The organism is Dokdonella sp. (assembly GCF_049593775.1).
Classification (GTDB): domain Bacteria; phylum Pseudomonadota; class Gammaproteobacteria; order Xanthomonadales; family Rhodanobacteraceae; genus Dokdonella.
In genome coordinates, this window is record NZ_JBAWHJ010000451.1 from 1 (window position 1) to 5705 (window position 5705).

7 protein-coding genes and 1 pseudogene are annotated in these 5705 nt (G+C 59.2%); 1 reads left to right on the top strand and 7 read right to left on the bottom strand.

The window, feature by feature from the left end; translation table 11 throughout:
- The 3 genes from WBP53_RS15565 to soxR form a co-directional block, all read right to left on the bottom strand.
- A partial coding sequence (locus WBP53_RS15565) for a hypothetical protein (RefSeq protein ID WP_423930550.1) occupies positions 1-1282 on the bottom strand: 1282 nt, incomplete at its 3' end.
- Between the two features lie 233 nt (positions 1283-1515).
- Complete coding sequence (gene mddA, locus WBP53_RS15570; RefSeq protein ID WP_423930552.1) at positions 1516-2271, bottom strand: methanethiol S-methyltransferase; 756 nt, start codon at positions 2269-2271, stop codon at positions 1516-1518.
- 198 nt (positions 2272-2469) lie between these two features.
- Positions 2470-2925, bottom strand: a complete 456-nt coding sequence (soxR, locus tag WBP53_RS15575; RefSeq protein ID WP_423930554.1) for a redox-sensitive transcriptional activator SoxR — start codon at positions 2923-2925, stop codon at positions 2470-2472.
- A 63-nt stretch (positions 2926-2988) separates the two neighbouring features.
- Between soxR and WBP53_RS15580 the strand changes: the two genes are divergently transcribed.
- Positions 2989-4347, top strand: coding sequence for an MFS transporter (locus WBP53_RS15580; protein ID WP_423930556.1), 1359 nt, complete (start codon positions 2989-2991; stop codon positions 4345-4347).
- Positions 4348-4375: 28 nt separating this feature from the next.
- On the opposite strand, the gene WBP53_RS15585 is transcribed toward WBP53_RS15580, so the two are convergent.
- From WBP53_RS15585 to WBP53_RS15600, 4 genes and pseudogenes are all read right to left on the bottom strand, one after another.
- Positions 4376-4783, bottom strand: a complete 408-nt coding sequence (locus tag WBP53_RS15585; RefSeq protein ID WP_423930558.1) for a DUF2752 domain-containing protein — start codon at positions 4781-4783, stop codon at positions 4376-4378.
- Positions 4784-4823: 40 nt separating this feature from the next.
- Complete coding sequence (locus tag WBP53_RS15590) at positions 4824-5120, bottom strand: CD225/dispanin family protein (protein ID WP_423930562.1); 297 nt, start codon at positions 5118-5120, stop codon at positions 4824-4826.
- 9 nt (positions 5121-5129) lie between these two features.
- Positions 5130-5189 (bottom strand): annotated as a pseudogene (locus WBP53_RS15595) (zinc-ribbon domain-containing protein); the annotation flags it as partial.
- 155 nt (positions 5190-5344) lie between these two features.
- A complete protein-coding gene (locus WBP53_RS15600; protein ID WP_423930560.1) occupies positions 5345-5695 on the bottom strand; it encodes a zinc ribbon domain-containing protein YjdM in 351 nt (116 codons plus the stop codon).
- Between the last annotated feature and the right edge of the window lie 10 nt (positions 5696-5705).

Here is a 5705-nt window from a genome sequence, read left to right on the forward strand (position 1 = left end):
AGTAGTCAGAAATTGCGCAACCGTCGGTCTGCACTGCCTGGTTGCCCTTGACCCAGACACCATCCAGTTCACCGAATGCACCACGCATTGCGATCGCGCCGCCGCGCCCTGCCCAGTTCCGGTCGCTGTTGACGCAGAAGTCGAAACCGTTGTCGTATCCACGCCCCTTGTTTCCGACAAGCGATGCGCACCCGGGGAAATTGGCATTGGCGATGCATCCGCCCGGATCGCGCTTGAGTTCGAAGCGAGCGAGACCACGAACCATGACCCCGCCGCCGTCGGCCGCCTGATTGTTGGCGATATGGGTGTTGGTCAGTTCGGCGACACTATCGTTCAGTAGAGTCAGGCCGCCGCCATCACCGCGGTCAACCTCGTAGTGCGAACCGAACCCGTCATAGACCTTGTTGCGACCGACGTTTCCTTCAATCAGGGTTGTCGAACTACGGCTGCCGAGCGAGAGGTGGCTGGCGCTCGTTGCATAGATGCCTGCGCCCGACGCGCTGCCATATTCATCAACGACGGCTTCCGGATAGTCGACTCTATCGACTTCATTGCTTGCAATTCGACGCTCTCCCGAAAGGCTTCCTGTCATTTCACAGTTTTCCAGGTACACGCCGCCACCGTGCGCACCCGCGACGTTGTCGACGATGTCACCGTCACGGAAGTCGACCTTTCCACCCGACTCTGTATTTGCGTTGAGGCAATAGATGCCTCCACCGCGCTGGATGGCGACGTTGTCGGTCAGCTGCGTATCGGACTGGATAGTAAGCTGCGCACCGTTGCTGCCATCGATATAAACACCACCACCGAACTCTCCGGCAACATTGTCGGTCAACTCGACGCTGGTCAATCGTACGCTGGCAGCTCCGCCGATTCGCAGACCCGCGCCCTTCGGAGCCACGCCGCCCTGTATGCGCACTCTGCTCAGGCTTACAGTCACCGCGATCGGATTGGCAAACCCGGAGATAAAGCCAACCGGCTGATTGTTGCCGATGCCCTGGATTACCGAGGGGGCATTGGCGTCACTCGAAATATCCGAGCAGTTGCTGTATCCGCCAGTCAGGGTGACATTGCGATCAATCGAGAGAAACGGGTCTGAAACCACGTTGTTCGACAACCGTATGGTGACCGAGCCGCCCGATGGAACGGAGTTGATGGCGTCGTTGATCGTGTGGAAGCTACAGGTTGCCTCGCTACCGACAGTCACGGTTCCACCAGCGAAAGAGGTTTGAGCGATGCCGGCGAGAGTCAGCGCCAGGAGAGTTTTACCAATCGTTTTCATGTCGTATTCCAAAATTTTTGGCAAGCAGAATGGATCACCTGGCATGGCCAGGCGCTTGAGATTCAGGATTGCGGAACGGGTGGTACCTGCTCCGCCGCGACGAGGCCGATGCCCAGAGAAGCGCCTGGCGCGGCAGAGCAGCCGGGTCTTCCAGATTCAGACCCAGCGTGTCCCCAGGAGCAGCCAGTTGTTCATTGCGACAAGCAATTTGCAGGCGTTGTCATGGACGCAATTCATGCCTGGCCAACCACTGGATTCGGCATACGCTGCGGCGGACGCGGAATCAGCATGGGCACTTCTGCCTGATAGCGCTCGTAGTCGGGCAACGCGTCCCTTAGATCGTTTTCCTCGAACTGAATACCGATCAGGATGTAGCTGGTGATCATGGTCGCGTAGACCAGATGAGCCACCGTCATCGTCGGCGTGAACCAGGCACTGAGGATGAATCCGAAATAGAGTGGATGGCGGACCCAGCGATACGGCCCTGGTGTGACGAATCCCAGGTTGGTATACGGGCGACCACGGAATTCAAGCCAGACCTGACGCAGGCCGAACAGATCGAAATGATTGATCAGGAAAGTAGACAGGAAGACTGTCGCCCAGCCGAGGCCAAACAGCGTATAGAAAATGGCCTGGATCCAGGCGGATTCAAACTGCCAGATGACGCCACCCATTGGCTGCCAGAATACGAACAGGACGATGAGTGCGACGCTGGAGAGCAGGACATAGGTACTGCGTTCCGCGGCTTCCGGAATGATACGGGTCCAGGCCCGCTTGAAAGCCGGCCGAGCCATGACGCTGTGCTGTACTGCGAAAAGGGCAAGCAGTCCAAGATTCGTGAGCAAGGCCACGAGGAAGCTTGACGTGGGCGCGGAATCAATCGACTTCGGCACCCAGATGTTGCCGACAAATCCGATCGCATACAGGATCGTTGCAAAGAAAACGAAATAGCTCAGTACGCCGTAGAGCAGGATGGCTGTGCGTTTCATGAGGGTTTCTCCCGAGGGTCATGCCGGCGACCAATCACCAGCTGCGGCCCAGTGTCAGGATTTACCCATGACCGGTCTTGACCCCCACGGGACCAGTCCTGACCATCCCATGACCTCTTTTACTATCAGTGTGTTAGGCGAGCAATATAGTGACTGTCGTTGCCGCTTCCCCGTGCTCTACCGTAGCCGACAGCTGAACTAGCGCTTGCCGCTTGGTCGACCAGCCAGCCGATGTGGCCCTGGACCCAGGCCAGCCATGGCGTCATCGGCGTTGTATAACTGGCAGGCACGCAGAGAGAGGCACCCGCACCCGATACAACCACTCAGGCGATCGCGCAGGGCCTGCAGATCCGCAATCCGCTGATCGAGCGCGGCACGCCAGTGTGAGGACAATCGGGTCCAGTCGGCCTTGGTCGGTGTGCGCTGGTCAGGCAATTGTTGCAGCGCCTCCCCTATCTCGCCAAGACTGATTCCCAGCGCCTGTGCAGCACGGATGAAAGCGATTCGACGCAGGATCTCGCGACGGTACCTGCGCTGGTTGCCAGCGCTGCGTTCCGATGAGATCAGCCCCTGTGTTTCATAGAAGTGCAGAGTCGATACCGCTACACCGCTTCGCTTTGCGACTTCACCCACACCCAGACTGGCATGACTCATGGCCTGTTGACCTAAAGTAGACTTGAGGTCGCAAGCTACCGGTGAACGGATCGGGAGACAAGCTTGCAAGTTGCCATCAAGTCGGGAGCGCACGTGTCGCTGTTTTCAGCCGAGTACCGAAACCTCAGCATTGGCGCCGTCGGACTTTGCTCGATGATCGCATTCGAAGCCATCGGGGTCGCCGCGGGCATGCCCGCGGTTGCCGGCGCACTTGATGGTCTGCCGCTGTACGCACTTGCCTTCGCCGGCACCCTGGCCGGATCCGTGGTGGCCATGGTGTGGTCGGGGCGAGACTGTGATCGGCACGGGCCCTTCCGCTCGATGACCGTTGGCATGTTTCTATTTGCGGTCGGCTTGCTGCTGGCGGGCTTGGCGGAATCAATGGCCACGCTTGTTCTGGGCCGTGTCGTTCAGGGCTTCGGTGTGGGCGCACTGGGCGTAGCGCTCTATGTCGCCACTGCACGCACGCTGCCTCAGGAGCTCCACCCGCGCCTGTTTGCCCTGTTTTCGACTGCCTGGGTCGTACCCGCGATAGTCGGACCTGCGATTTCCGGCTGGATCGTCGAGCACTGGGGTTGGCGATGGCTATTCCTCGGCATTCTGGTGCTGCTGTTGCCGACTGCCGCACTGATCCTGCCGCCCATACGCGGTGAACGCGAAGCGTCGAATTCCCAGGGACCAACCGGAAGACTGTTTCATTGGGCCCTGCTCGCCTCCATCGGCTGCCTTGCACTTTCAGTCAGCGGCTACGCGAAAGAATGGATGCCGGTCGCTGCCCTGACATCCCTGGCTGCTCTTGTATTGGCCGCGAATCGCCTATTGCCTGAGGGCACCCTGCGTCTGGCACGTGGCTTGCCGACGATCATTGCCCTGCGCGGAATCAACGCGTCGGCTTTCTTCCTCAGCGAGGCATTCGTCCCGCTCTGGTTGCACGAACAACGGGGTTGGTCGATCACCGCAGCCGGCATGGCGCTGACCGGCGGAGCGTTGTGCTGGAGCCTTGGCAGTCATCTGCAATCGCGCATGACGCTTGAAGCTACACGCCAGCAGTGGCTGCAGCGAGGTTGCCTGCTGCTGTTGCTGGGAATCTCGACGTGCATCGGCGCCGTTCTCGGACTTATGCCCGAATGGAGCATCCTGATCGGCTGGTCGATCACCGGATTCGGCATGGGCGTGTCATTTCCGATGTTCGGCGTGCTGACCCTGAAACTCGCACCGCGAGAGCTGCATGGCACTTACTCATCGGCCCTGCAACTCGCAAACGCTCTATTTACGGGAGCCACGCTCGCCGCCGGTGGCCTGATTTTCTCGCTGCTGCAGGCGAACTCGCCGATCCAGGCGTATCTCTGCGTGTATTTGCTTGCTGCATTGCTGGCCGCGATTTCATGGACGGCATCACGACGAACCCGACCCGGGGATTGATGGGCATGCGTACGTCGACCTGATCCCGCTATCCGGGAGCCAGGTAGACGAACGGCTCCCACGGCAGATTGCGCAGGACGAAAAATGCCAGCACCAGCGGAAGCCAGATACGCGCATCCGACAGCGGGGCCATGCACATTCGTCCGGGATTGAACGTGTTCCAGATCAGAATCGGCATCAGCGCAAGCGCGATGACTGCCAGTGGATTCATGCTGAACGCGAGCAGGAAGCTACCGTGCAATACGGCATGCAGTGCGCGTGTGGTACCGCATCCCGGACAGAACAATCCGGTAAGCGCATGGAATGGACAGGATGGCAGGATGCTGCCCGCAGCAAACGGATCCAGCAGCATGAGCATGACAGCGACGCCGAATGCCGACACGGTCAGCGACAACACCGATAGCCAGGGCCGAACGGGCGTAACCAGACCGGTCATGTCATCAGTGCTCCCGAGGCATGGTCCAGCCGCAGCTGTGTCAGAACATGAAATGCGGAACGGCGAGCGCAGCCCAACCCAATCCAAACAGAAGTCCCAACCCGAGTGACACCCAGCTCCAGATACCCGCAAGTCGCGCGGACTCGCGCGCTCCTGCGGTGTCCCCTAAACTGACTTTTCCATCGACCTGTGCGGCATAGACAATCGCCACGATACCCGTTGGCAGACAGCAGAAGATGGTCGCAAGAATGGCCCAGATCAGATTATTGCCGACATGAACTCGCTCGCCAGGGCTCGCTACCGCCCCTAGCCCGTATTCGGTTCCGGCATGCGGCATGGCCCCGCCGCAGCGAACGCAGTAGTCGGATGTGTCGAGATTTTCCTGGCCACATTTCGGGCAAAACATGATCTGCGTTCTCCAGATGCATACAATCGGGTGGCGCAAGTTCTAGCACGAACGAATTGACCCCGAAATCGGCCAGGTGTCATGGCTCTTCCGTGCGCCGCACCCGTTTGGCAGCATCAGTGCATGCAACTGCGAAATCAGAATCCGGCCTCAGTTCAAACCTTTTTCAGAAACTCGGACTTCAGCATCATCGCGCTACCGTTGACCTTGCCCTCGACATCATGATCGCCGCCAACCACGCGAATACCGCGAACCTTGGTGCCCTGCTTGATCACCTGCGATGAGCCCCTGACCTTCAGGTCCTTAACCAGCACGACATCGTCGCCGTCATTCAACTGATTGCCGTTCGAGTCGCGAATAATCGACTCGCCCCCGTCGGAATCCCCATCAGACTCCTCGTCACCCGCAATGGGCCATTCGTGTGCGCAATCCGCGCAAACGTAATTGTCGCCATCCGGATAGGTGTTCTCCATCGAGCAGATCGGACAAGCTGGAATCTCTGACATTGGTTTTCAT